Origin of the sequence: Staphylococcus sp. GDY8P131P, assembly GCF_017891975.1 — a bacterium.
GTDB lineage: Bacteria > Bacillota > Bacilli > Staphylococcales > Staphylococcaceae > Staphylococcus > Staphylococcus nepalensis.
The window spans coordinates 41,522-67,785 of the sequence record NZ_JAESKF010000020.1 but is presented as its reverse complement, the minus strand read 5'-3'; the positions used below and the strand labels follow the sequence as shown (position 1 = coordinate 67,785).

The 26,264-nt window shown below is 32.8% G+C and carries 19 protein-coding genes; 4 read left to right on the top strand and 15 right to left on the bottom strand.

Annotated elements, in window-relative coordinates; all coding sequences use genetic code 11:
* Window positions 1-132: 132 nt before the first annotated feature.
* The 10 genes from uidA to KA894_RS13005 form a co-directional block, all read right to left on the bottom strand.
* The gene (uidA, locus tag KA894_RS13050; RefSeq protein WP_096808449.1) at window positions 133-1,926 is read right to left on the bottom strand and encodes a beta-glucuronidase; all 1,794 of its coding nucleotides are present in this window, start codon (window positions 1,924-1,926) and stop codon (window positions 133-135) included.
* Between the two features lie 37 nt (window positions 1,927-1,963).
* Window positions 1,964-3,367 (bottom strand): MFS transporter, encoded by a 1,404-nt coding sequence (locus tag KA894_RS13045; RefSeq protein ID WP_096808448.1) that lies wholly within the window; start codon window positions 3,365-3,367, stop codon window positions 1,964-1,966.
* Between the two features lie 524 nt (window positions 3,368-3,891).
* A complete protein-coding gene (locus KA894_RS13040; RefSeq protein WP_103372987.1) occupies window positions 3,892-5,106 on the bottom strand; it encodes a helix-turn-helix domain-containing protein in 1,215 nt (404 codons plus the stop codon).
* A 142-nt stretch (window positions 5,107-5,248) separates the two neighbouring features.
* The gene (locus KA894_RS13035) at window positions 5,249-6,322 is read right to left on the bottom strand and encodes a YkvI family membrane protein (RefSeq protein ID WP_096808447.1); all 1,074 of its coding nucleotides are present in this window, start codon (window positions 6,320-6,322) and stop codon (window positions 5,249-5,251) included.
* Window positions 6,323-6,752: 430 nt separating this feature from the next.
* Complete coding sequence (locus KA894_RS13030) at window positions 6,753-7,526, bottom strand: SDR family oxidoreductase (protein ID WP_115341945.1); 774 nt, start codon at window positions 7,524-7,526, stop codon at window positions 6,753-6,755.
* A 118-nt stretch (window positions 7,527-7,644) separates the two neighbouring features.
* The gene (locus KA894_RS13025; RefSeq protein ID WP_103372990.1) at window positions 7,645-9,003 is read right to left on the bottom strand and encodes a gluconate:H+ symporter; all 1,359 of its coding nucleotides are present in this window, start codon (window positions 9,001-9,003) and stop codon (window positions 7,645-7,647) included.
* A 189-nt stretch (window positions 9,004-9,192) separates the two neighbouring features.
* A complete protein-coding gene (gene gntK / locus KA894_RS13020; protein ID WP_096808444.1) occupies window positions 9,193-10,749 on the bottom strand; it encodes a gluconokinase in 1,557 nt (518 codons plus the stop codon).
* 24 nt (window positions 10,750-10,773) lie between these two features.
* On the bottom strand, window positions 10,774-11,454 hold the full coding sequence (locus KA894_RS13015; protein ID WP_096808443.1) for a GntR family transcriptional regulator: 681 nt from the start codon (window positions 11,452-11,454) through the stop codon (window positions 10,774-10,776).
* Between the two features lie 313 nt (window positions 11,455-11,767).
* A complete protein-coding gene (locus KA894_RS13010) occupies window positions 11,768-12,463 on the bottom strand; it encodes a GTP pyrophosphokinase (RefSeq protein WP_210133999.1) in 696 nt (231 codons plus the stop codon).
* 233 nt (window positions 12,464-12,696) lie between these two features.
* On the bottom strand, window positions 12,697-13,110 hold the full coding sequence (locus tag KA894_RS13005; RefSeq protein ID WP_096808441.1) for a DUF2188 domain-containing protein: 414 nt from the start codon (window positions 13,108-13,110) through the stop codon (window positions 12,697-12,699).
* A gap of 174 nt (window positions 13,111-13,284) precedes the next feature.
* On the opposite strand from KA894_RS13005, the gene KA894_RS13000 reads away from it, so the two are divergent.
* Window positions 13,285-14,460 carry a hypothetical protein gene (locus KA894_RS13000; RefSeq protein ID WP_103372840.1) on the top strand — a complete coding sequence of 392 codons (1,176 nt, stop codon included), beginning with the start codon at window positions 13,285-13,287 and terminating at the stop codon, window positions 14,458-14,460.
* Window positions 14,441-15,652 carry a 5,10-methylene-tetrahydrofolate dehydrogenase gene (locus KA894_RS12995; RefSeq protein WP_115341943.1) on the top strand — a complete coding sequence of 404 codons (1,212 nt, stop codon included), beginning with the start codon at window positions 14,441-14,443 and terminating at the stop codon, window positions 15,650-15,652. The genes KA894_RS13000 and KA894_RS12995 overlap by 20 nt, the downstream gene beginning before the upstream one ends.
* A gap of 276 nt (window positions 15,653-15,928) precedes the next feature.
* On the opposite strand, the gene KA894_RS12990 is transcribed toward KA894_RS12995, so the two are convergent.
* From KA894_RS12990 to KA894_RS12975, 4 genes are all read right to left on the bottom strand, one after another.
* Window positions 15,929-17,845 (bottom strand): FUSC family protein, encoded by a 1,917-nt coding sequence (locus tag KA894_RS12990; RefSeq protein WP_096808438.1) that lies wholly within the window; start codon window positions 17,843-17,845, stop codon window positions 15,929-15,931.
* Window positions 17,846-18,290: 445 nt separating this feature from the next.
* On the bottom strand, window positions 18,291-18,989 hold the full coding sequence (gene budA / locus KA894_RS12985) for an acetolactate decarboxylase (protein ID WP_103372843.1): 699 nt from the start codon (window positions 18,987-18,989) through the stop codon (window positions 18,291-18,293).
* Between the two features lie 177 nt (window positions 18,990-19,166).
* On the bottom strand, window positions 19,167-19,451 hold the full coding sequence (locus tag KA894_RS12980; protein ID WP_096808436.1) for a putative quinol monooxygenase: 285 nt from the start codon (window positions 19,449-19,451) through the stop codon (window positions 19,167-19,169).
* Window positions 19,452-19,518: 67 nt separating this feature from the next.
* Window positions 19,519-20,796: a pyruvate MFS transporter gene (locus KA894_RS12975; RefSeq protein ID WP_103372845.1), complete on the bottom strand. Its 1,278-nt coding sequence runs from the start codon at window positions 20,794-20,796 to the stop codon at window positions 19,519-19,521.
* Between the two features lie 386 nt (window positions 20,797-21,182).
* On the opposite strand from KA894_RS12975, the gene uptA reads away from it, so the two are divergent.
* On the top strand, window positions 21,183-21,794 hold the full coding sequence (uptA, locus tag KA894_RS12970) for an undecaprenyl phosphate transporter UptA (protein ID WP_103372846.1): 612 nt from the start codon (window positions 21,183-21,185) through the stop codon (window positions 21,792-21,794).
* Window positions 21,795-22,036: 242 nt separating this feature from the next.
* On the opposite strand, the gene putP is transcribed toward uptA, so the two are convergent.
* Window positions 22,037-23,587 (bottom strand): sodium/proline symporter PutP, encoded by a 1,551-nt coding sequence (gene putP / locus KA894_RS12965; RefSeq protein ID WP_103372847.1) that lies wholly within the window; start codon window positions 23,585-23,587, stop codon window positions 22,037-22,039.
* A 545-nt stretch (window positions 23,588-24,132) separates the two neighbouring features.
* On the opposite strand from putP, the gene KA894_RS12960 reads away from it, so the two are divergent.
* Window positions 24,133-26,085 (top strand): fructose-1,6-bisphosphatase, encoded by a 1,953-nt coding sequence (locus tag KA894_RS12960; protein ID WP_096808432.1) that lies wholly within the window; start codon window positions 24,133-24,135, stop codon window positions 26,083-26,085.
* Window positions 26,086-26,264: the final 179 nt, after the last annotated feature.

Genomic DNA, 26,264 nt, shown 5'->3' with positions numbered 1-26,264 from the left:
ATTGTTTCATCTTAATTTTAGTTATATTATATATTTCACAATTTCATTAAATAAAAACCACCTCAAATTTTACGGCTAATAACAAAATTTAGGGTGATTATGATAATATTTATTTTTATTGAGTGCGGTAACTTATGATTTATAACCAAAATCAGGTATATTTTCCCAACGCTTTTTAAAGTAATGCGCCACTGCTTTAGGACGTCGTTCACGTGTGAAGATACCTTTCTTATTTCCTTGAACTCTGATAATATCCGTAGATGTTTCAAAATCTGCAAAATTCCATGTTTGTTCACCAATAAACTGCGGATATTCATCTATTACTTCGTGGTTTGCTTCATAATATCGAACTTGATACTCTTCAGTAAATAATTCATCACTAATTGCATGTATCCCCGCTACCGTATCCGCTCCATATTCCGTAAACATAATCGGTTTATCTGGTTGTTTTTCAGTCCATCCATCTAATTCTGTTCTCAGGGCTTCTTTAGCTGCTACCAAATCACCTGTTTGTGTATACCATCCATAATATCTATTCAGACATAGTACATCTACTAAATCTTGTACTTGGCATGTGTCTGGTTGCGAAGTTAATATGGTAACTATTGTGACTGGTCGGTGTTGCGGGTCACATGCACGCGCTAAATGAACTAACGGTTCAAAATATGCTTTTGCCCCCGCTTCGGTAGAAGCAGGCTCATTAGCAATGGACCACATGACTACACAAGCATGATTTTTATCACGTTCGATTAACCCTTTAATCACTGATTCATGCGCTTCTTTCGTACCAATTTCTTCAAAAGTATTTCTTAAAGTAACACCAGACAATATCGTGCTAAAGTTAAGATGCACACCAACAGCTGTTGTTTCGTCTATTACTACAATACCTTGTTCATCTGCTAACCGCATCATCTCTTCAGAATATGGATAATGAGACGTTCGGAATGAATTACCACCAATCCACTTAATCAGATTAAAGTCCATTACATTTACAACTTCATTTAAGCCGCGTCCGTTGTAATATGTGTCTTCGTGTTTTCCGAAGCCTTTAAAATAGAATGGTCTATTATTAATTAAAAACTGCCCTTTTTTTACTTCTACAGAACGAATGCCAAAGCGCTCAGCATAACTATCTATTATTTGATTATTATCTAATAGCGTCACTTCTAAATGATATAAGTAAGCATTTAATGGTTCCCATAAGTGAGGTTGCTCTACTTTAATAGAACCGTTAAAACCAGATGTTTCAGCAACAATATGACCTTCTTCATCGATTAATCGAACTAATACTTCATCCACTGTGGCATTTGTAACAACCGTATAACCTACTTCTGCTATATCGCCTTTAAGCTCTGGTATAATTTCAATATCTTCTATAAACGTTCTAGGTGTTGTATAAATTTTAACAGGTCTATGAAGCCCAGCATAGTTAAAGAAATCAAAATTAGGTTTGTTCTTTTTAATTAAATTGCCATCTTTATCTGTCGTTTCACTATAGTCACCAACGGGTAAAGTGGTTTCGTCTAATATATTATTTACACATACTGTTAAGCGATGCTGTCCTGAATAAAACTGGTCATTTAATTCTACTTCAAAGGGCAAGAAGCCACCTTGATGTGATGTGACTTCTTGGCCATCAATATAAACAGTTGCTTTATGAGTTGCTGAACCAAACCGTAAAACAATGCGCTCATTTGATAAAACTTTAGGTATCGTAAATGTTCTTTCATACCAAACATTTCCAACATGATTACGTATGTTTGTCGTCACGCCTTGGTCATTATACGAACCCGGTACTGCCATCACTAAATCAGTATTTAAGGGTCGTGTTACGTCTATCGTGTCCTGATTACCTTCTAACTTAAACTGCCAAATACCGTTTAAATCAATAATGCTTCTGTGTTCATTCGTTACTGGATATAGCATATCGATGCTCCTCTCATAATATTAAAATGTGAATTATCTATATTTCTTCTCTAAGCGCTAATTCTTTAACAATTTGTTTGTGCTTCTGATCCGTAAGTGGATATGCAAAGAAGAATAAGATCACTGCAATTAAACAAATTGTTGCGGGTACGACAAAGAATAAAACTTTCAAACCAAATATTGTATCTGGTGTCTGAGCCGCATTAGGGACGTAACCAATAATTGTTAACGCCATCCCTGGTATAAAACCTGCTAAACCTTGGGAAATTTTTCTTGTAAAACTATAACTTGCATAAATAATACCTTCAGATCTTAGCCCTGATTGCCATTGTCCATATTCTACAACATCTGCAATAAATGCCCATGTCACCGTATTTGGAATAACTAAAAACAATTGTGCAATCGTATTAATAATTAAAAACGGTACGATTTGTTCTGAAAATAGTGAGAAATTTAATATTTGGAAGATGATAAAACCACTTACACCGATGATCGCTGTCATCTTCTTACCTACTCGTTTACTTAAAAACGTTGTAAGGAACAACGCTGGTATTAATACAATAAAATTCAATGTACTCACAATACCAATTAAGTTATCGAATCCCAGTACGTTTTTGTAATAATACAGTTGTGCACCTTGTTGTAAGAATAAAGCTGTAATCGTTAATAAAGTATAAATGGCTAAAATAATAAATGGTCTATTTTTCAGTAAATTAAAAAACGCTTTACGACCTAGCCCTTTAATTTGAGGACGCTCTACTGTATGACGCTCTTTAACACCTTTATAACACAACATATGTAGCGTCACACCCGCAACCGCAAGAATTCCAACTGCAACTGGGTATCCGATGGCATGATTAGGAAAAAGACTCACTAAAGGAATGATAATAATACCTGAAATAAACATTGCACCTTGCGAACCTAAATTACGAAATACTGATAATTGTGTACGGTCATCCGCATTGATTGTCATTGAAGCAGATAATGAACCATAAGGAATATTAACGATAGAATAAGCAGCGTTAAATAATAAATATGTTCCAAACGCCCAAATAATCTTACCTGTTTCACTTATATCTGGAGAAATAAAGGTCAGCACCGTTAATATTGCTAATGGAATACTGCCATATAATATAAACGGTCTAAACTTCCCACGTTTAGAAAAATTCTTTTGATTGTCAACAAGCGTCCCTACACCCGTATCTACAAAAGCGTCAAAGAACTTAGCCACTAAGAATACCAGTCCACCTATGGCTGATGGAATTCCCAATATATCTGTATAAAAGAGCAGCAAATAGATTTGCCCCATATCAAACATTAGTCCATTCCCTAAATCTCCAAAGCCATAAGATAATTTCTCTTTAAATTTTAATTTTGGTGATTCGATTTCGTTAAATTTTTTCAGCTTAGAATTTGCTGGTTTTAATCTCGCTGTAACCATAAGGATTACCTCTTTCCACTATCGAAATCAAAGTTATGAGCTTTAACTTTGTCATTTCATAGTCAGTTTTAATGATTGTGGCCCTCAATCGTTATATCATCCATAGTTTTGAAAGCGCTTTCTACTATAGATAAATTTTTTTACCCCTATAAATTAATTCGATTTTTATTATCGCGTGTTTACATCTTTAACACATTATTTATAGAGAGCTTACTTTTATTATATTTTTAAAATAATAACAGTCAATGAAATAATAACAACGTTGTTATTATTAAGTAGTTATCTTTTTAATTTCTTTTCATTTTGAACTATAGTTAAAGTCTGTAACAACGCCAATCGAAATTGATACGTTACTTTGTATATTAACCTGAGCGAGATACCTATTATATACCTCTATCTTAATGTGAAGTGGTTTAATTTTAATGTTTTTTTAAAGATATTATCATATTTTTGATATTTTTCTAATTTTATTTACAAATTTTATTTGTAATTATTAATTTTTACGTTTTTTTAACTCAAATTTATTAGTAGAATTCTTTATGCTCTATGCGATATTTCAATGGCGTCACACCATAGTGCTTTTTAAAACATTGAGTGAAGTAACTTTGTTCTTTAAAACCAACATAATTTGAAACTTCAGATACAGTCATTTTTGTGCGTGCTATTAAGTCGCGTCCTTTTTTAACTCTTAAAGTTGTAATAAATTGAGACAGTGACTGATGGCATTCTTGATTAAAAATCCTTGATAAATAACTCGGTGCTAAATCTACATAATTTGCTAACTCATCTAACGTTAAATGTGTATCTAAATTTCTTTCAATATATTGAATCACTTTACTTATTTTAGGACTATACGCGTTTGCTTTTATCTTCATAGCTCTTTCAGCGTATGCTTTAACAATCGAATGCGTTAATTCATCTAATAATTCAATATCCATTGTTTGATCAATCATAGTCGCGAATCTAGCTGAAATTTCATCAATATGAATCAAACTAACCCCTGCTTTTTCACCTGCTTTACGACATAACGTATTAATTAAATATGCTTTATATTGCTCATTTGAAATATCGTCTTTAACTCTTCTCAAACCAGCGACAGATATATTCATATTATTTAAGATGGACAAAGCTTCTTCGACATTACCATTTTCAACCGCTGTCAGTAGCTGATTCTCTAAATGATAACGATATTCTATTTCTTGTAATGTGTAATCAATTTGTGCTTTAGATTCTGCTAATATTGCTTCATTAGTATGAAAACTAAAATCAATATCTACAGTTTCATAAACAATATTTCTCTTCTTTAAAAAGCGAATTGCTAAACGACACATTTTTTGTGCTTTAACATGATGGCATAGTGGTACTTTTAATAAATATTGTTTCAGTATCGATAGTTTAGAAATTTTAATGTTCATACTTTGCAACATTTCATTACATTGCCGTTCATTTGGTCTTTTTTCCATATATGGCCCAATAATATAAACTTGTCTGTATTTTTTAAATTTGAAAATTAAAAAACTTACATTGAAACTATTTTTATAATGGTAAATTTTATTGCTGTGCATATGCACGATAAAATGTTTTAATTCGTTTTTAAATTGCTTCCTTGTTGTATTTATAAATGGTGTCTTGATATGGTTACTAATCCCCTTCATGTCATCCATATCATAACCTTCTAATTGAATACTTAATAATTGCAAAGCATGCATTTTCAAAATTTCTAGCGCTTCATCATTCATAAAAAAACACCCCATTCCTTATAATTGTATTATATCTAAATAATAAGGAATAGAGTATCAAATTAATAGAAAATTTCAAAAATGTTTTTCTTTACACTTTATAGACCATTATGATTTAAAACGTTTATAACAATATGGTTTTTTATTTATTTTTCTTTCCAAATTTCAATTTAAATGGTGCATAAAATAGGACGAAAATGAGAACTAAACCTAAATAACCAATTAAAGGATAGAAAATAGCTACAAGGTCTGTAAAGCCTACAAAACTTAAGCATAGTCCTACAAGCACTGTAATGGTATAGAATACTTTAAAACGCATAGAGTCTACTATCGTAAATCGTGTAGCGAATGCGTAAAACATACCTAAACCTGTATTGAAAATCATGCCAAATATCACGATTGCCATAATAACACCAAGTATTGGAGATATATGGTTCACAATGCCTAACATAGGCATTTCCATGTCGCCTACAATGTTAATTTGTGTGAAAATAGCTAAGTGACTTAATACAATCATGACACCTAAGGTTAAACCACCTAGTAGTCCACCAACAGCTGCGAGTTTGCTATTTTTTTCTGCTCCTCCCATAACGATTGCCATAGATGCGCCTACTGCTGTATTAAAAGAAGCATAATTGACACCTGCTACAAACCAATTCGGTAATGTAGATGGTTTAGCATCTGAAATTGTATCCAGTTCAGCAAATGGCACGTTTGTGGTTAAGAAACTATAAACCGAAATAATTAATATAAACAAAATTAAAAAAGGTGTAATATTCCCGATAACCTTAACGACACCTTCTACACGCAACATACCTGCAAGTATAATCAATATAGTCATTAAAATTGTACCGACGATTGATGGAAGTCCAAATTGCTGGTTTAAGTTTGAGCCTGCACCTGCAATCATTACCACGCCTACGCCAAATAAAGTGAAAATAATGACTAAATCAATAACCCAGCCTAGTATTTTTCCAAATAATGTTCCACCTGTGATATTATGTATGACATTTTTATGTGAGTCTGTGTTAAATCGGCTACCTAACCATACTAACATCATCCCCACATAAGCGAATAATGCTGTAGTGATGATCGCACCTAAAGTACCTAAAATACCAAAACTAGTAAAATATTGAAGTACTTCTTGCCCGGAAGCAAAACCAGCACCTACAATGACGCCAATGAAAGCACTTGCGATAAGTAATATTCTTTTCATAATTTCCCCCCTTATTGTGTCTACTATATACAAGTTAAGTGAAATTTCAACTGTAATATATTGATGTCACATTATGCTTTTTTGAAACAAACGCTTAGCATAGCTGTATATTTACAATTTGAAAATCACTATAATTATCTAATTTTATCATTTTATCTGTAAATTATGTTGAAATACCATATACAACTATATTTTTGGTACAAATGTACCAAAACTTCAAACCTATTTTTCAATTGTTATATAAAAAAAGCAGGCTAGAAATCACAAAAACTTTGACTGATTTCATATACCTGCGTTTTAAGCATATTAATTTATTTTAATACCTTTGGTTGACTGTATTTTGTGAAACAAACCCTTAATTTGATTGATAGGTTTGACCTATAGCAGTAAATGCTATAACGCAATCTACGTTTTTATTTCCTTTAATATACTATCTAAGTAAGTATCCACCATCAACCGGTAGGGAAACACCTGTAACATAATCTGACGCTTCACTTGCTAGGAAAATAAGTGGCCCCATTAAATTTTCAGGCACACCCCACTCGCCAGATGGAATATGACTTTTAATTTCTGGACCTCTCACTGGGTCTTCTTCTAATACTCTTGTCATATCTGTTCGAATATAACCTGGAGATAATGCATTAACTTGAATGTTATATTCTGCCAACGCATCTGCATAAGCTTTCGTGATACCTACAACACCATGTTTGCTTGCTGCATATGGAAAAATATTTTTACCTGCGCGGTAGGATTGCATTGAGCCTATATTAATAATTTTTCCTGATTGTTGTTTCGTCATCACTTTAGCCACTTCGTGAGCCATGTAATAAGATGCATTTAAATTGATATCAATTACTTTTTGCCAATCTTCATCTTTAAAGTCTAGTACATTATTTCTAATCTGCACACCAGCATTATTGACAAGAATATCTATATTTCCCCAAGTAGTTACCGCTTCATCAACTACTTTTTGAGCAGCGCCTTGTTTCGTGATATCTTGTTGTATAAATGCTATATTGCCTTCATGATCATTTACCATTTGCTTTAAATATTCCCAAGATTGTGTCGATGAACTGACGATAGTTACATTTGCACCATACATTGTTAAAGCAATGGTATAATACATGCCTAATCCACGCGCGCCCCCCGTTACAATAGCGTTCTTGCCTTTTAAAGAAAAACTATTCAAATCAAATTTTGTCATCATTTACGCCTCTTTTCTCAATATTAATGATTTCTTTTAAAAAAAGTCCTTAACTATATCATACTGTTAAGGACTTAAAAAACAACTATTCATTCATACTGCTGTACTGAATATGACATTATACAAAAATACTTAGTATTAAAATAAACACGAGTCCTGAAACAGAAATCACCGTTTCAAGTAATGACCATGTTAAAAATGTCTCTTTCACAGTTAAACCGAAATATTCTTTAAACATCCAGAAACCTGCGTCATTCACGTGAGATAAAATAACACTACCAGCGCCAATCGCTAATACGACCAATGCAACGTTAACATCAGATGCTTGTAGTAGTGGTAACACAATACCTGTTGATGAAATCGCAGCTACTGTAGATGAACCTAAGGCAATTCTTAAAACAGCTGCAACGACCCACGCTAAAAGAATTGGTGACATTTCAGTACCTTCAAACATTTTAGCTATTGTGTCACCAACTCCGCCGTCGATAAGTACTTGTTTAAAAGTACCGCCACCACCAATAATTAGGATCATCATACCTATTGGATAGATGGCATTAGAAACTGAGTCCATTATTTCTGAATTTTTTCTACCTTGTTTCACACCCATCGTAATAATAGCAAATAATACTGCAATTAACATTGCTGTGCCTGCTGTACCTATAAAGTAAATGAATGATTCAAATCCATTCGTTGCTTCTTCATTACCAGTTATTAACTGAACGATAGTGGCTAGTAACATTAAAATAACTGGTGATATTGCAGTTAATAAACTAATTCCAAATCCTGGCATTTCAGATTCTGAAAATTCCTTTTGTGCGCCTAAAGCTGAAATGTCGCCTTCTCGGCTATAGGCAGAAGGTGTAATCTTTTGTGCTACTTTATTAAATAATGGTCCAGCCACAATTGTAACTGGAATCGCAATAATAATACCATAAAGTAATACATGTCCTAAGTTAGCTTGTAACTCTTTTGCAATAACCACTGGACCTGGATGTGGTGGTAAGAAACCATGTGTAACAGATAACGCCACAACCATTGGTAAGCCAAGTTTTAATTGTGAAACGTTAGCACGTTTAGCTATCGTAAATACTAATGGAATTAATAATACGAGTCCAACTTCAAAGAAAAGCGCTATACCTACAATGAAAGCTGCAACAAGCATTGCCCATTGTACATGTTTATGACCAAATTTTTTAATAAGTGTGTCAGCAATTCTTGTAGCGCCTCCGCCGTCAGCTAATAATTTACCTAATATAGCCCCTAAACCAAAAATCAACGCAATATGACCTAATGTACTACCCATACCGTTTTCAATGGTTTCAATAATTTTATCTAAAGGCATACCAAGTAAAATTGCAGTGACAATAGATGTAATAATAAGTGAAATAAATGTATTCAATTTTAAGAAAATAATAAGTGATAATAATACGACAATCCCTATAACCACAGTAATTAATGGCCAAATTGTTTCAAACATAATCGTTCTCCCTTTCAACACTGAAAACATCATCGTAAAAATATCAAACCGACTCTCTTTTTGATAACGCTTACTTTCGTGTTTAAAATTTTTATTTTTCTATTATGGTTAAAAGTACAGCTATAAATAGCTCTAGCCCAACTAGATGATTCAGTTCTATTTATAGCCTGTCTTTTATTTAATCTCTTTCTATTTTTGTTCCTTGTCTTTAGTTATATGTTCACGCTGAAACGTAGCGATTTCAGCATAACGGTCTTCTAAAGAGCGGCTTAAATTGATAAATATTGAAATCAGTTTCTGGTAAATTTTCACATTATCTTGATTAGGTTTATGATCATTTGTAGTTCCAACCATTTCTTCGATAATAGAAAAATCATCAATTTCACCAAGTGCTTTCATACCAAGCACGCAAGCGCCTAGACATGAACTTTCATAACTTTCAGGAACAATTAAATTAGTGTCAAAGATATCAGCCATCATTTGACGCCAAACTTCACTTTTCGCAAAACCGCCTGTTGCTTTTATTGTTGAAGGTGTTTCGTTCATCACTTCTATCAAAGCTAAATAAACGGTATAAAGGTTATAAAGCACACCTTCTAAAGCTGCTCTAATCATATGTTCTTTTTGGTGCGTTAAGGTTAAGCCAAAAAATGAACCTCTTGCGTCTGCATTCCATAACGGCGCACGTTCCCCTGCTAAATATGGGTGGAATATTAATCCATCTGCACCCGGTTTAACTCGGTTCGCAATTTTAGTAAGTACATCATATGGATCGACACCTAAACGTTTTGCCGTTTCGACCTCGCTTGCCAATAATTCATCTCGTAGCCAACGTAATACCACACCGCCGTTATTGACTGGACCACCAATTACATAATGATTTTCGGTTAATACATAACAGAAAATTCTTCCCTTGTAATCTGTGCGTGGTTGATCTATCACAGTTCTAATTGCGCCTGAAGTACCGATTGTGACAGCAACTTCTCCTTTTTTAAAAGCGTTGACACCTAAATTAGAAAGTACACCATCGCTTGCACCAACAACAATTGGTGTATCTTCATCTATGCCCATCAATGTTGCATAACGACGTTTCATTCCCTTTAAAATATGTGTCGTTGGAACAACTTTAGGTAACTGTGATGCACTAATACCTAATAATCTTAAAGCCGCTTTATCCCAATCTAAATCTTCAAGATTAAACATACCTGTTGATGAAGCCATTGATTGATCAATCACATACTCTTCAAATAATTGATAAAAAATATAAGTCTTGATATCAGCAAATATGGCTGTTTGGTTATATATTTCTTGTTGTTCATGTTTCATCCAAAATATTTTAGATAACGGAGACATAGGATGAATCGGCGTACCTGTTCTTCTATATATTGCATCGCCATCGTGTTTTTCTTTAATTTCTTCTGCGTATTTAATCGCACGGTTATCAGCCCATGTTAAATTTTCAGTTAATCGTTCATTACTCGCGTTCATTGCAATCAAACTATGCATTTGCGCACTAAATGAAATTAATTTCAAATCTTTTTTATCGATGTTCGCTTCTCTCATTACATATTTGATGGTCATTAACACGGCATCGAACAGTTCATCAGGATTTTCTTCTGAAACTTCTACGTTTGGTGTGTGTAAAGGATAACCGATATTATGTTTCATTATGAATTGTCCTTTTTCATCATAAAGGACAGCTTTAGTACTTGTAGTACCTATATCAACGCCAATCATATATTTCATGATTTTACCTCCTACTATCACTTCTTATTTTAACCAAAAACTATCAATATCTTCCCCAACGTCATCAAAGTTCAAATGAAATGCATTTCTAAGTTTTGTTGCATCTTTATCTGCAATCGCATCAATAAATACTTCGTGATTATGGTGGATTCGTTCAAAGTCTTCAGGTTTTTTATTCATACGTTCACGCATTGATAATAAAATAAGCGCTTCCATCACTGGCCTTAAGTTATTCCAAAACGTTTTCAAGTATTGATGCTTTGAAGCTAATATGGTTACTTCATGAAATTTCATATCATGCACTGTAAATGCTTCTGCATCCTCAAATTTCACAGCAACTTTCATCATCTCGAGCTGTTTTCGCATCTCTTTAACAATTTGTTTGTGATTACTTGCTTTAATTTTATTAAATGCAAAAGATTCTAACATAATTCTTAGATCATATAGTTCTTTCTTTTCATTATCATTAAATGGCAAGACATCTGCGCCCATACGCTCTAAATTAATTAATTGATCTTGTTTAAGTAGCTTAAATGCGTCTCTAACTGGAGAACGACTGACATTAAATTCTTTAGCGATTTGGTTTTCAGTCAGCAGTGTATCTGGCGTAATTGTCCCATCAACAATCCTCAAACGTATTTCTGAAGCAATCATTTCACCTTTAGATACACCTTCAAGCCATTGTTCTGGATATAAATATTTCACCGCGCCGTCACCTCATTATCAATTCGATATACTTGTATACAAGTATATTAATATACAAGCAACAAAAATGCAAACGCTTGCACTTTAAAATTCACGTCTTTATTTCACAAAAAAAGCGGCATGCCTAATTTGAATAGACATACCACTTTTTTTAATATTAATTATTTGATTGAGCTCAATGTGTACCATTACACGCTCATTAATGTATTTGATTACAGTAACAGGATGACCTATTACCTTAATCGTACAAAATAACTTAAGTTAACGAATACAAGTTTGGGTTAAAAAATCTTGCCTTAGTTCAGACAGTAACTTAATTGTCAAAAACTTCAGTATGGATATTTTGCATTTTACTTTCAACCGTCGTTATTTCATTTGCACATTGTTTTAGAACTTCTCTATAATCTTCAGTATTTTTTTGATTTTTATAACGAATCTTGTGCTCTAAACTCGCCCACATATCCATACCAATTGTTCTAATTTGAATTTCTACTGGCACCTTTTCTACAGAGTGAGCTAGAAATACTGGTATTGAGACTACAATATGCAAACTTCTGTAACCGTTACCTTTCGGCGTTTTTATATAATCTTTACGCTTTATAAGTTGCACATCCGCTCGTTTTAACAATAGTTCTTCGATTACATAAATATCATCCATATAATTGCAAACAACTCTAATACCCGCAATGTCTAAAATGTACTCTTTAGCTGATTCAGTATTAATTGGATAACCTTTTCGGTCTAATTTTTTAATCAAACTTCTCATTTCTTTGACTCGGCGTTCCATATGATGAATTGGATTATGCTTATACATTTGTTTGAAATGATCATCTAAGATATCAAGTTTAGTACTGATTTCTTTAAGTGCAGAAGAGTACAATTGTTCTAAAGATACAAAATCGATAACCATTTCAAATGCTTCTTCGTAGTTGTTTATATAGGCCAAACTCTCTTTAAATTCTGCTTTTAAATCATCCATATTTAGAGTAGGCTTGCGTTCAATGTACATAAATCGTACCTCCATAACTCTCACTTTATAAATATTATAGCTGAATTAAAATACATTTAAAATAAAATAGTATATAAATCAGCCATAATATTAGACTATTGAGACTAAGATATAAAGGAATTATTATCTTAGGGGGCATATCATATTAACAGTAGACAACTGTAAATACACGTGTATGCGAACGAACACTTTAAGTGACTTTCAAACGCCCACGCTCATAGTCATTTTTGATATTACTCATCCTTTTTGTGTTCAATGATTTCAGTTTTTCTATTATCTGCGATATTGCGTGCGCGTTTCATAGCATCTTCTTTTTTATCAAAACTATCAGAAGCTTGTTTCGCATCTTCTGATTTTATTTTCCAAGCATCGTCTTCATAATACACATGTACGTCCTTATTATTTAATTTTGGATTGCTTGATTCATCTTTTTCATGTACTGTAATTTTTTTATTTTTCAACTCTTCTAATTCTTTTTTAGAAGCCGTTTGATACCAATTTTCTGCTTGTTTGGTCGCAATTGGTATCGTATTTTCTTCTTTATAGCCATCCTTTAACATCGCATTACCAATATCTATAGCTTTCTTCCGTTCTAAGGGCTCCATGTTTTTCCAACTTTGTGGGTAATCTTCCATAGTCCAAGGCATAAATTAAAAACCTCCTGATTATATTTATTAGTTTTCTTTTACCACCTTTTGTTTAAACTAATCAAGCCTATGCTATTTAAATTTAATGAATTGTAAAATCAATATGATTTATCTTTGATTTATCGGGAATTAATTATAGGAAGTGTAATAGTTAAAAAAGGAGGTCAAACTAACATGAAGGTCACAATCGGGTTAATACCATCTCCTGACATGCCACATAAACTCATCAACAAAATATATTCTGAACTCCCAAAGGATTTTAAAAATCACGTTGATTCAGAGGTTGAGTGGCAGTTTGATATGCATATAGCATCCATGATTGGTACTGCTGAACATATGGATAAAGCCTTAGATATCGCTGCTAATATTAAAAAGCAAAAAAATTGGGATTATACTATTTGTATCACTGATTTACCTAATTTTTCTAAAAACAAAAGTGCGTTATGTGACGTGGATTTTGATAATAAAACAGCTTTATTATCACTACCAGCATTAGGTGCTTTTAAATTAAAAAATAAATTACGAGAATGTTTAATTTTTATAATTGAGTACTTGCATACTCCAGATAAAAATCAACTTGATTTAAATTCCAAATATTTTAAGCTAACTCAGTTTAATGAAGTCATTCCTAATGAGAAGAAATCAGATCATAAATCACGCGTTATTGCTAAATCAACTATACTAGGTTGGTTTCATTTAATTTGTGGCATGACTTATGCCAATGAACCATGGTCTGCCATTTTTGATTTTAAAAAAATTATTTCTGTTTCTTTTGCTACAGGTACTTATATAGCCATTTTTTCTACACCATGGGATATCAGCTTAGATTATAGTTATTGGCGCTTTATTTTATTGATGTTTCTTTCTATTTTTGGAATGGTTGGTTGGTTGATATACTCGTACAAATTATGGGAACGACCAAGTCCGAACACGCAAAAACTTTATCGCTTTATATATAATATAACGACTTTTGCGACGCTTTCGACCATTACATTTTTCAACTTTATAGCGCTCTATATTCTATTAACTGTAAGTACATTGTTATTTGTACCACCAGAATTGTTTTCAAACTGGACGTCATTAAATAGCAAAGAACCTACTGTACTCAATTATATTAACTTAATCTGGTTTATAACTTCTCTAGGTATATTGGCAGGTGCTATGGGATCCACTGTTGAAAATGCTGAAAAAATTAAAAGAGTAACTTATTCCTTCAGACAATATTATAGAGCTAAGTCATTAGAACAAGAAGATGAAAATAACTCTAGTGATTATGCTCAAGATGATTATTATGAAGGCAAGAAACAATCACACCACGAGGAGGGATTAAATGAGCACGACAGTCGCTAAAATAGGTATTGTTGCCGCGCCAGGTATCTCTGAAAAAATTGCACGTAATCTTGAAATAGATTTACCGAATATACTCAGCAACCAATACGACAATTCAATTGAGTGGAAAGTTGAAACAGTCATCGACCCTTTAACAGGCTCTGCTGAAACGGTTCATGATATTTTTACTAAAATCACTGACTACCAAGATAACAATAATTGGAAATATACGATTGGGCTCACTGATTTGCCTGTCATTGAACAACAAAAGGTGGTTGCTATTGATATTAATAGACAAAATGGCGCTAGTTTAATTTCTTTACCTGCTTATGGATGGCGTCCTATCAAAAAACGTATTCAAAATTCTATTTTAGCTATGCTTCAAGCCATCGATGAATTTAAAAATCCAGAAAAAAATAGCGAACATCATCGGGGCATGCAGCTTATGAATGCTCAATTTCCTTTATCGAATTTACAAGCGCGTACTGTTTATTTTAAAGATACTACTTCTCAACATACACAGTATTATGTCTCTTCTCGAGCCAAAGGTATGTTTCGTTTAGTTAGTGGTATGACATTTGCTAACAACCCATTCAATATGCTGAAAAGCCTAAGTAGCGTTGTCGCAATTGCATTTACCACAGGCGCATTCGGTATTATTTTCACTACTATGTGGAACTTAAGTTTTGCGTATGCTGGATGGCGGCTGCTATTGATGATGCTTGCCGCTATATTTGGAATGATGATTTGGATGATTGTCGCTCATGGCTTATGGGAATCTAAAAAAGAAAGTAATAATAAAAGAATCACAACGTTATACAATTTAACTACGACTATGACTTTAACTGTTTCTGTAATGATTTATTATACTATTCTATTCATACTATTTTTAATCGCTGCGTTAATCGTGCTCCCATCGGGTTATTTAGGACAAACGTTACAATTAAAAACATCTGCAAATTTAATAATATATATAAAGCTTGCTTGGTTTGCGGCATCTATTTCAACCGTAGCTGGTGCAATTGGTGTAGGATTAAATAACGAAGCACTCATACTTGAAAGTACTTATGGTTATAGACAAAAGCAACGTTACAAACAGTTACATGAAGAACAACAACAATCAAAAGAGCAACAAAAACAAACACAAAAAGATATTCAAGAGAAAAAACAAGAAGAAGAACAAAAAGCGAGAGAACAAAGTGATTCTAATTAAATTTCAGACTACAGTGAGACTCACCTCGTTTTATTTCAATGCTTATCCTATATAAATCAACCGAGTTAGCCCGAGTGATATGATTGTTTTAAATTTATTTAATTACTTTTATCATATGAATCTATATTATGTCTTTCACTATAGCGTTGTCGTTATTTAAACACAAAAAGTCACCTCCATGACATATGGAGGTGACTTTTATTTGTATCATAAATATTTGTACCCTGAAATATGATATTGGTTATAAATAATTATAGACTAACGTTTTATATCCTATTAAGCGTAAGATAATTTAACTTCTTGTCTAGCATTTTTACAATTACTTTGAATACTCATTAGAGAAGTTCTAATATACATATATTGTGGTAAAGTTGTGAGTGCTTCAACATTAATGTTTGAACCAATTTCAAAATGTTTAGCAATGTTTTCAAACACTAATAAATATTGTCCCATTGTTTCATCATCAATATGGTAACGTTGTTCATTGCTTAAAGCTCTCGTTAACATAAAGCTTATTTCTTCCAATGCATAGATACTAGGATAATAGTATTGAATAACCATTTTATTACTAAATACTTCACCATTTGCACTACTGTAAATCTGTTTCATATTATTAAGTTGAACACTTAAATGTAGCATTTCTTTTTTATCACGTTCTCTTGACGAATATTTATTACTTGAGAATAAATAATGGAAGAGGACTGCTTCATTACGTGCCACTTTAGCAAGCGTACCAGGTAACATTGATGAAGCTGTTTTTCTTCCTATGACGAGTAAACATACAACAGCAATCAGTATACCTACGATTACATCAATAATACGTGGTAACGCAATTAAGATAGATAGATGATTAGATGCTAATCCATTTAATAAAATAACTTGGATTGTAATAAATATTACAGCAAATGAATAATTAGCACCAACAAATATTTCTGTAATACCTGCAGCAACAGCTAAGAGTATAATAGCAACTGGAACGGGTGGCATAGATAGTAATATTAAAGAGAGTGCTAGAACTCCAATAATTGTGCCAATCCCTCTGGAACCTGCCCGTTCAAAGCTGTGTAATGTTGTTGACCCCAATAACACGGTATGTGTACTAAGCGGAATCCAGTATGCCTTATCAAAATCAAACATTAATGCTATAAAAATAGCAATGGCCATGATAACGCTATAACGCAAAGTATTTCTAAATACGAAAGAATCTATAGTAAGATTATTAACTAATCGGTGTCCATAAATAGGCACACGAATGTCTACTTCATGTTCTAATCGTTTTTCATCCGCATTCATGATAGCATCTACCTTAAATATGTTATCGACGAGTTTTTCGTATGTTTCTTCTATATCAACTTGTTGTGTCCATGTTTTGTTTGTCTGACCATGTGTAAATACCAAGTTGATCACGTAATCTGCCATCGCTCTAATTTCTTTAGGTAAAGGGCGTGCGTTTTCCTCATTTAATTCTAATAATTCTGAATGTATACCCTGAGCAATATTATGGAGCAATATTAAACGTTGAAATTCTGGAGATTTTTGAGATTTGGCAGAGCTTGCAGTAATCAGTTGATTATCTGTATTTCTAAACGCAGTAACAGCAAATTGTGATACTTTTGCAAATGCTTTAGGATCATCAAAATTATAAACCAATTGTTTAATAATATTATAATCATTTTTTATGGATTTAACTTCTGCAGATTCTTTTGATAGTAAAATGACGATGATAACTACAAGTGTTGCTAATAAACCGCCAATAAATACCGCTATACCTCTAGTTACAGCTTCTTCAGGCGCAACTGGTAAATTAATTGGCAAACTAAATGCTACAATAAAGAAAGTTGACGATGGGCCCGGAATGTTTAAGGAACTAAACACATAGTATGGCACAACTGCTACGATTAACAGCAATATTCCGAATATAACAGGTTGATTGACTGTTAAGGTACCGAGCATCATAGCAATTGCAAATACAATAGATGTTAAGAAGACAGTGCGAAGCTTGGACTTAGCAGTACCGCCAAACACATAAATATGAGCTAAAGTACCAGTTGAAATTAGCAGACCTATTGAAAAATACCCTACTAAGTAACCAATCATTAGAGGAAGGAACATTAATATACCTTGTCTAATACCTTTAGCAACATCGATTTTCATAGCATTAAATTTGGTAAGTGATTTTAAATATTTAATCAATGGTGGTACACATCTCCTTTTTATTTTTTAATTTAATTATTACATTTGATTTGCGTTTTCTCTAAAACATAAAAAGAGCGGGTTAGAAATCTAAAATTTATAATTTGATTTCATATTCCCGCCCCTTAAAGGTGATTTGATTTTTAAAAAAGCTTATTGATAGAAGCATCTAAACACGAGTTACTACTGCATTTTACCTGCTTTCACTCAAAACGATAGACATTAATATATGACTCAAATTACTTTAGCGCGCACAAGTATCTATGAAGGGGAAGTATCATTACAAAATCAGAACTTTTACAATTATTGATTGCGAAATCATATACACTCTTTTTAATGATTACTAAACTATTTTAACACTTTTATTAATTTCTGCTAGGGTGTTTCCTACAAAACGCTTAAATAAATATGTTAAATAAATACTATTTTACATTTTATTGAGCACTTATTCCGACTGTTTTATATCCTCATGAACAGTCGAATAATCAACATCTGTTTCTAAAAAGTCTTGATTGTTTACAGGGAAATGTTGCTCTAAAGTTTCAATATTGCTTATCTCTATTTCACCATGGTTCATTTCAAAATCTAGTACATGTCCGCCTATCGTTTTCTTTTCATCTACAAAATGTAAATGGAAACCGCCGGCTGCGATCCCATGGAAGAGCTGCGGCGCGTAAAAACCAACAATGGTACCCTCTATTTGATCATACATATACTCAGGTTGTTGCTTTGCTGATTCAATTAATTTCGTATACGGTTTCTCTTGTCTTGGCATCATTCTGACATGTACGCTTTCAAATTTCCCAGTTATTTTCACTGCCAAAAATATATTTTTGCTTTTAGCATGATACATTGCTTTATCTAATAAAGTATCTGAATCAGTGATATGTCTCACTTCAAAACGGTTATCTGGTTTGAAAGGTGTTACAGTAGAAAATGGTGTCATCTCATCACCATTTAATTGTTTGAAATTACCTTGAGCATCAGCATGGTATGCAACACCATCTAATATAATAACTTCGCCATCAGATCCTGTTAGGGTGCCTATGCCTAAATCGCCATGTTTTAAAACTTCATTGATTTTCATTGTGCCATCTAGCAATCCTGCCATCAGCGTACCGAGCGTCCCATGTTGATATAACATGATTTTTCTCTCCTTATATAAGTATCTTTTTAAGTGTCATACCTGTTACAATTATTTACAACAAACTATTATACAATATAAATACATAGCATAATAACATTGTGCTTACAAAGCATAACAAGTTATGTAAAAAGACTGTAAACGTATGAGATTGGTTTACAGTCTTTTGATAATATATTATTTTCTTATAGCGATTTCTATTTCTGGTTCTGCAATTAAATAAGGTTCAACTTCTTTAAAAAATACTTGAAAATGCTCTGATTGATTATGCGCTTGTAAAGCCGCTTCATCTTTATATTTTTCTATAAAAGCAAATGTATCTGGCTCATCCGTTTTTTCAAAGTGAGCATAATATAATGCGCCTTCTTCTTTATTCGCTTGTAACACCAAACGCTCTACTAGGGCTAAGTAATTATCGCGTTGGTCGGGATTAACCTTCATTACTGCAGTTACTACAATCATATACTGGCCCCCCTTGATTATGGTTTGTTTCCTTTTATTGTTTACCTAAAACGTACTTTAACAAACATTATAATGTATCCTTTTCAATAATTAATGGTTGATCTGGTTTTACAAAAAACCACATTACTATTGCAAATATTACAGGAATAATGACTAACTCTAAAGTCACAGTCCAACCTACAATATCAACCAACATACCTGCTAACAATGGGCTAAGCAGTGCACCAATATTTCCCCATAAGTTCATCCACCCTGATACAGAACCAGAGAAATTACGTCCTAAATCGGTTGCTGCTGCCCAACTCATACCAGTTGCAATACCAATCCCTCCCAAACATAACGATAGCCATAAAACATTAACTACTAAATTGTTAGTTTGAATTGACATAAATAATGAAATACAAAATACTACAAATCCAATAACGGCTATCGTTGCTCTTGCAATAAACCTAGATTTGCCTTTTTGTAATAATTTATCAGAAATTGCACCGCCACATAGAATAAGTAAAAACATAGCAATCCATGGTGCACCAGCTGCCCATGCCATATCAGGATCAGTTAGTTTTACATTGTACTGTTCAGTTAAATACGTAGGTAACCATATCAAAAATAGTGATACGACAAATTGCACAACAAAATACTGTGCTGCCAATGCGTAAAAACTAAAGCGTCTTAAAAATATATTCCATGGCGCATTATTTTTTTCAATTTTGATAATGTCACGGTTTGCCATAATATATCTTTTTTCTGCTTCATTTACCATCTTATGTTGTTCTGGTAAATCTTTCGCAATGACTATCCATAACAATGCAATAACAATACCAATTGCACCAAAAATATAAAATACAGCTTGCCATCCAAACATATTAACAATCGCAATCGTTACTACTGGAGCGATAACAGGCCCAAAATAGGATCCTGCTAATAAAGCACTTGATGCGCGTCCTTTTTCTCCCTTTGCAAACCAAAATGAATTAAACACTGCATTGGAAGGATACATTGGCGCTTCACCAACCCCAAATAAAAAACGTACTGCGTATAATAGACCATGGTTTTTAACAACACCTGTTAAAATCGTGAAAGCACTCCACCAAACAAGCGCAATTGTTAACATTTTTTTCGAACCAAATTTTTCTGCTAAAAAACCCGAAGGTACTTGCATCAATGCATAGCCAAGCGAGAAAAATGAAGCTAGTAAACCAAATTGCGTTTTCGTTAAATTTAAATCTTCCATCATAGGACCAGCAATGATCGATATATTCGATCTATCCATATAAGCAATAACGCCTATAATAAAAAATGCAATAGCGAAATACCATCTTATGTTTGTTCTTTTTTGTTCCATGTTGTCTCCACACTTTCTCCCTATTTCACTAGTCATCATATGACCTATTGTGTGCCTAGATATTACCACAATATGAAATCGCTTACAATAACTTTTTTTCCTTTCATCAAAGTATTTATGGAAGTTATAAAATACACTGGCATAAACACATATAAAGTTTGAAATTATTTAATTTTGGTTAAAGTAACCTTTTAAGACAGTAAACCATTTAACTACCCATACATTATTTCGTTATCATTAGCTTCGCTTAAATCTATTAAATCATTTTAGTCTGATATTTTATTCAATTATGCATAATGTGATAACTTGGATTATAATGTATAAGTAATATAAAAATCATAGTTATAGTTATACTTTTACTATATAAAGGAGCGAATTTTGTCGCCATGGAACAAATACTGACAAATTTTATTAATACTTGGGGTTATACTGCGATTGCAATATTAATCTTGTTAGAAAATATATTGCCTTTCATACCGTCTGAAATTATTTTAACTTTTGCCGGTTTAATGACAGTTAAATCTGATTTGTCGATACCTTTACTCTTTATGATATCCACTATTGCGTCTTTGATTGGGTTAATACTACTTTATTATATAAGTAGCATTATATCTGAACCACGCTTATATCGTTTTGTAGATAAATATGGGAAATGGATTAAGCTAAGAGGTAAAGACATCGCCAGAGCGAATGAGTGGTTTAAAAAATACGGTGCCATTGCCGTATTTATTTGTCGTTTTATACCAGTGTTACGTGTATTAATTACGATACCTGCTGGCATTAATCGCATGAATATCATTTTATTTACTGTGCTCTCATTAATAGGTACGACAATTTGGAATATAGCCCTAATCTTTTTAGGAAGTATGTTAAGTAACAGTTGGGATGTACTAATGAATGGTTTACATACTTATTCATACATCATGTATATCGTTATCACCATTGCAATCATCTATCTGTGCATTCGAATCTATAAAAAGAATAGTACACAGCAATAAATATATACTTTCGTAATAATGGTTATATAACTTTATATTTATTTTCCATTAAGTTAAGTCATTAGATGAAATGAGTTTTACCTGATTTTTCTATATAAAAAAGACTAACTTCCCCCTTAGAAGTTAGCCTTTCACGATCTATATTTTCTCCCTAAGCTTTAAAATACAAGCATTTTAAAGCATTTCTTTATTTTTGTTTAATATGATACATAGTTAATATTTTACCCCTTAATCAACTATGTTTAAGCTTTTTGATTGTCACCTTTAACCATTTGACGAACTTCTTCTAAATCGCCTTCAACGTCGATTTGAGGTTTCTTCGTTATTTTACTAACTACAATGGTAACAATTAGACTTGTTAAAAATCCTGGCACGATTTCATATAAATTAAAGAAATCATTAATGTCACCCAGAGGTTTAACAAATGCAATCCAAATGATGACTACAATTGCGCCTGATAACATTCCGCTGACTGCACCAGTACGACTTAAACCTTTCCAATATAAACTTAATAGTACAAGAGGTCCAAATGCTGATCCAAAACCAGCCCAAGCATTACCTACAAGATTTAGAATTGTATCGTTTGGTGTCCACGCAATCATAATTGATGCAATAGCGACTACAATTACAGATAGACGACCAACAAGCACAAATTCTTTTTCATGTTTTTTAGCCGCTTCTTCACCACGAAATAATTTATAAAAATCTTCGGTTAATGAACTTGAAGTCACTAATAATTGTGATGATATCGTACTCATAATCGCAGCTAAAATGGCTGCTAGTAAGAATCCACCAACAAGTGGATGGAAGAGTATTTGACCCATTAAAATAAATAATGTTTCTGGATCTTGAAGCGTTACACCGCCATCATTGACAAATGTAATGCCTACAAGACCAACACCAACTGCACCTAATAAACTAATCGCCATCCAACTAATACCAAAGCGTCTAGCTGTTGGTAATTGTTTCACTGACTTAATAGACATAAAACGCACAATAATATGTGGTTGACCAAAATAACCTAATCCCCAAGCAAAGAATGAAATAATACCGATGATTGTTGTCCCTCTAAATAAATCTAGATTTGTAGGTTTTAATTCTGCAGCTTGTGATAAAGTATCTAACCCACTCAATTGCATCATTGCTACTATCGGCACCATCACCATCGCGATTAACATAATGACACCTTGGAAGAAATCCGTTAACGATACGGCTAAATAACCTCCGAAAAATGTATACGCAATGACGATAAAGGCAACTAATAATAGACCAAAATGATAGTCCAAGCCGAAGGCGCTATCAAATAATTTACCACCTGAGACCATCCCCGAGTGCGTGTACAACGTAAAGAATACAACAATAATACCACCTGAAATAATTTTAATCACGTTAGATTTATCATCTAAACGGTTTCTAAAGAAATCAGGTAATGTAATTGCATCTCCTGCTTTTTCTGTATAAACACGTAAACGTGGCGCCACAACGAGGTAATTTATGTATGCACCAATTGTTAGACCAATGGCTAACCAAGCAGCGGATAAACCTGTAGTGTAAACTTCACCAGGTAATCCCATAATCATCCAACCACTCATATCGGATGCACCAGCAGATAACGCAGTAACATAAGGTCCAATGTTCCTACCGCCCAACATATATTCACTAATATTTCCCGTTGCTTTTTTATAACCATAATATCCAATAATTAATAAAACAACGAAGTAAGCACCAAGCATAATATATGTTTGCCAGTCTGGATTAACTTGGCTCGATAACGATGCTCCCAATGTAAACATAAAATAAACTCCCTTTATATAATTTTGTTACATGCATTTATTATACAAAACTTAAAAAGAATTTAAACCGTTATTTTGAAAAAAATTTTTATAATATAGAGACGAAATGCTGTAAATACGCCTTGAACAACTGTTATTAAAGCCTTCAGGCACATTAAAATTATAATTGTAATTTTACATTTAAAAAGACAAATAAGTAATATAGTGATTCAAAAAAATGTATGTTTCCTACAACTTTTATGTTTATACCCTAAAATACATATTTGAGTAACATCAATGTCATTTTAAATATGACGTCACAGTGCTCTCAATGAATAGTTAAAAACTTAATACGCGTATGTTTTCATCCCTGACATCTTCTGCTAATATCGTAATTAAGCTTGAAATATGTTTGATATTCCAAGATGATTTATAACTAGTACTCATAAACGAATTAGAACTAGACATTCTCTCTAGAATAAATGCTACAATATCATATATACGATGAAAGCGGTTTATTATATAGAGATGAATAACAAAACAACTTAAATGGAGTGACATAAATCATGCATAATACAACAGAAAAAAGTGTAAAAGAAAGATATTTAGATTTGCTATCTCAACAATTTAATAATAAAGAAGAGTTAGCCACTGAAATTATTAATCTTGAATCTATATTAGAACTTCCCAAAGGCACTGAACATTTTGTCAGTGACTTGCACGGTGAATTTCACGCATTCCAGCATGTATTAAGAAACGGTTCAGGTAATGTACGTTCAAAAATCAACGATATATTTCAAGACACGTTAACACAAAAGGAAATCAATGAATTTGCTGCTCTTGTTTACTATCCAGAAGAAAAATTAAAGTTAGTAAAAAATAGTTTTACATCCAAAGAAAGTCTAGACGCATGGTATATCACGACGATCAATCGTCTTATTAAATTAGTCACCTACGCCTCTTCAAAATATACACGTACCAAGTTACGTAAATCATTACCTCAAAATTACGTATTTATAATAGAAGAACTTTTATATAAAAGTAACAAATATAATAACAAACATTCTTATTATCAAACATTAATGAATCAAATTATCGAGCTTGAGCAATCAGATGATTTGATTATCGGACTATCTTTTACTATTCAACACCTAGTGGTCAATCATTTACATGTGGTTGGCGATATATATGACCGTGGTCCAGAACCAGATAAAATCATGGATACGTTGATTGATTACCCATCGGTAGATGTGCAATGGGGAAATCATGATGTACTGTGGATTGGTGCATATGCTGGTTCCAAAGTGTGTTTAGCCAATTTACTAAGAATTTGTGCGCGTTATGATAATTTAAATATTATTGAGGATGCTTATGGTATTAATTTACGCCCTTTATTGACTTTAGCTGAAAAACATTATTCAGGTGACAATTCTGCTTTCAAGCCTAAAAATGCTGAAGCATTATCTCAATCTGAAATTGAACAAATTACAAAAATCCACCAAGCGATTGCTATTATTCAATTTAAATTAGAAGCGCCTATCATTAAACGCCGTCCCGACTTTGAAATGGAAGAGCGCCTAGTATTAGAAAGTATCGATTATAAGCATAACGAAGCGACACTTTACGGTAAAACTTATCCATTAGAGCATACTTGTTTTCAAACTATAGACCCTAACAATCCTAATGAATTAACTGAAGACGAGCAAGAAGTGATAAATAAATTATTATTATCAGTACAACAATCTGAAAAACTGAAACGTCATATGACCTTCTTAATGCAAAAAGGTAAGCTGTACCTTCCATACAATGGTAACCTCTTAATCCATGGCTGTATCCCAGTAGATGAAAATGGTGAAATGGAATCTATGGTCATCGATGGAGAAAAATGTTATGGCAGAGATTTGCTTGACCACTTTGAATATTTTGTACGAGAAGCGTTCGATCATAAAGATATACATGATGATTTAGCAACTGACCTTGTATGGTATTTATGGACGGGTAAGTATTCTTCATTATTTGGAAAACGTGCAATGACAACATTTGAGCGTTATTTCATTAAAGATAAATCAGCACACAAAGAAACTAAAAATCCATATTATTATTTACGTGAAGATGTGAAAATGTGTAAAAAAATGCTCAAGGACTTTGGCCTTGACCCAGAAGAAGGACATATTATTAATGGACACACGCCAGTAAAAGAAATTGATGGTGAAAACCCAATCAAAGCTAATGGAAAAATGATTGTCATTGATGGTGGATTTTCAAAAGCTTATCAATCCACCACTGGTATCGCAGGCTACACGTTACTTTATAATTCCTTTGGTATGCAACTCGTGGCGCATCAACATTTTAATTCTAAAAAACATGTGTTACTTAATGGAGGCGATGAACTTTCTATTCGTCGTGTCGTTGATAAAGAATTAAAACGTAAGAAAATTCGTGATACCAATACTGGTCGTGAAATACAAGAGAAAATTGATGTTTTAAAAGTGTTGATGCACGACCGTTTTGTCCACTAAAGGTTCATAAATCACACACTTTTCATATCATAATCTAAATTATGATATGAAACATTTTAAGAGGTGAAGTTTAAATCAATATTGATTTAAACTTCGCCTCTTTTTTGATACCTTTTTAAATTTCAGGTCGCTTGATAGATTTTCGTTCATACAAAAAATACAAATGTATGTTTCATATA

Bases quoted from the DNA above. Each gene is read 5' to 3' on its own strand.
- uidA (WP_096808449.1), bottom strand. From the start codon at position 1,926: ATGCTATATCCAGTAACGAATGAACACAGAAGCATTATTGATTTAAAC.
- KA894_RS13045 (WP_096808448.1), bottom strand. From the start codon at position 3,367: ATGGTTACAGCGAGATTAAAACCAGCAAATTCTAAGCTGAAAAAATTT.
- KA894_RS13040 (WP_103372987.1), bottom strand. From the start codon at position 5,106: ATGAATGATGAAGCGCTAGAAATTTTGAAAATGCATGCTTTGCAATTA.
- KA894_RS13035 (WP_096808447.1), bottom strand. From the start codon at position 6,322: ATGAAAAGAATATTACTTATCGCAAGTGCTTTCATTGGCGTCATTGTA.
- KA894_RS13030 (WP_115341945.1), bottom strand. From the start codon at position 7,526: ATGACAAAATTTGATTTGAATAGTTTTTCTTTAAAAGGCAAGAACGCT.
- KA894_RS13025 (WP_103372990.1), bottom strand. From the start codon at position 9,003: ATGTTTGAAACAATTTGGCCATTAATTACTGTGGTTATAGGGATTGTC.
- gntK (WP_096808444.1), bottom strand. From the start codon at position 10,749: ATGAAATATATGATTGGCGTTGATATAGGTACTACAAGTACTAAAGCT.
- KA894_RS13010 (WP_210133999.1), bottom strand. From the start codon at position 12,463: ATGTACATTGAACGCAAGCCTACTCTAAATATGGATGATTTAAAAGCA.
- KA894_RS13005 (WP_096808441.1), bottom strand. From the start codon at position 13,110: ATGCCTTGGACTATGGAAGATTACCCACAAAGTTGGAAAAACATGGAG.
- KA894_RS13000 (WP_103372840.1), top strand. From the start codon at position 13,285: ATGAAGGTCACAATCGGGTTAATACCATCTCCTGACATGCCACATAAA.
- KA894_RS12995 (WP_115341943.1), top strand. From the start codon at position 14,441: ATGAGCACGACAGTCGCTAAAATAGGTATTGTTGCCGCGCCAGGTATC.
- budA (WP_103372843.1), bottom strand. From the start codon at position 18,989: ATGTTATATCAACATGGGACGCTCGGTACGCTGATGGCAGGATTGCTA.
- KA894_RS12980 (WP_096808436.1), bottom strand. From the start codon at position 19,451: ATGATTGTAGTAACTGCAGTAATGAAGGTTAATCCCGACCAACGCGAT.
- KA894_RS12975 (WP_103372845.1), bottom strand. From the start codon at position 20,796: ATGGAACAAAAAAGAACAAACATAAGATGGTATTTCGCTATTGCATTT.
- uptA (WP_103372846.1), top strand. From the start codon at position 21,183: ATGGAACAAATACTGACAAATTTTATTAATACTTGGGGTTATACTGCG.
- putP (WP_103372847.1), bottom strand. From the start codon at position 23,587: ATGTTTACATTGGGAGCATCGTTATCGAGCCAAGTTAATCCAGACTGG.
- KA894_RS12960 (WP_096808432.1), top strand. From the start codon at position 24,133: ATGCATAATACAACAGAAAAAAGTGTAAAAGAAAGATATTTAGATTTG.